This is a genomic window from Rhizobacter sp. P3_B12 (assembly GCF_056402895.1).
The window spans coordinates 1-1468 of the sequence record NZ_JBFUGN010001262.1 but is presented as its reverse complement, the minus strand read 5'-3'; the positions used below and the strand labels follow the sequence as shown (position 1 = coordinate 1468).

Below are 1468 nucleotides of genomic sequence, written 5' to 3'. Positions count from 1 at the left end.
GTCGAGGGCCGCGATGTCGGCCTGGGCGCCGCGGCCCTGCACCAGCGCGGCCAGCCGCAGCAGCGTCTCCCACTCGGCCGRCGCGCCCGCCGGCGGCGGCAGCACGGCCGGGCTGTAGCGCGCATGGTTGCGCACGCTGAACTGCGGGAACGCGACGTCGTAGTGCGTGTCCTCCAGCGGCGACAGCCCGGGCAGGATCACGTCGGCATGGCGCGTCGTCTCGTTCAGGTAGATGTCCAGGCTCAGCATGAAGTCGAGCCCCTCCAGCGCCTTCGCCAGCCGCGCGCCGTTCGGTGCCGACAGAACAGGGTTGCTCGCGATCGTGATCAGCGCCTTCACCTGGCCCGCGCCCGGCGTCTCGATCTCCTCGGCCAGGCAGGTCATCGGCAGCTCGCCGTACACCTCGGGCGCGCCGCTGACGCGGCTGTGGTGGCGGCCGGTCACGATGCCGCGCCCGCGGCCCGGCGTGCCCACGGTGTTCGCCGCGAACGCCGCGGCCTGCGGGAACATCGCGCCGCCGGGTTCATCGAGGTGGCCGCTCAGGATGTTCAGCACGTCGATCAGCCAGGAGCAGGTGGTGCCGTACGCCTGCACGCAGGTGCCGAGCCGGCCGTAGATGCAGCCGCGCCCGGCAGCGGCGAGGTCGCGCGCCAGGCCTCGGATGACGTCGGCCTCGATCCCGCAGCGTGCGGCCATCGCGGGCGCATCGAACGGCTGCACCGCCTCGCGCAGCGCCTCCACCCCCGCCAGGTGCGGCTGCAGGCGCCCGAGCTTCACCAGCCCCTCGGCGAACAGCGTGTGCACCATCCCGAGCAGCAGGAACACGTCGCCGCCCGGGCGGATGAAGTGGTGCGCATCGGCGAGCGCGGCCGTCTCGGTGCGCCGCGGGTCGATCACCACCAGCCGGCCGCCGCGCGCCTTCATCGCCTTGGCCTTGCCGCGGAAATCCGGCACCGTCCACAGGCTGCCGTTGCTGGCCATCGGGTTCGCGCCCAGCATCAGCAGGTGGTCGCAGCGCTCGATGTCGGGCACCGCCATCGACAGCCAATGGCCGTACATCAGCCCGTTCGACAGCTGCTTGGGCATCTGGTCGAGCGTCGAGGCCGAGAAGAAGTTGCGCGTGCCCAGCGCCTTCAGCAGCCGCGGCATGTACAGCAGCAGGCCCATCTTGTGCGCCGACGGGTTGCCCAGCGTCAAGGCGACGCTGTCCTTGCCATGCGCCTCGCGCAGTGGCAGCAGGCGGCGCTCGATCTCGGCGAAGGCCTCGTCCCAGCTCGCCTCGACGAAGCGCGCGCCGCGCCGGATCAGCGGCGTGCGCAGCCGGTCCGGGTCGTCGTGCAGGTCCTTCAGCGCGACACCCTTCGGGCACAGGAAGCCGGCGCTGAACACGTCGGCCGCATCGCCGCGGATGGTGCCGATGCGGCCGTCGTCGTCGACCTGCACCTCGAGGCCGCAGCAGGCCTCGCAC

Annotated in this window: 1 protein-coding gene; it reads right to left on the bottom strand. The window is 72.4% G+C overall.

Annotated elements, in window-relative coordinates:
- On the bottom strand, positions 1–1468 hold a 1468-nt coding region (locus tag AC1D01_RS34345; RefSeq protein WP_477873932.1), incomplete at both ends, for a molybdopterin-dependent oxidoreductase.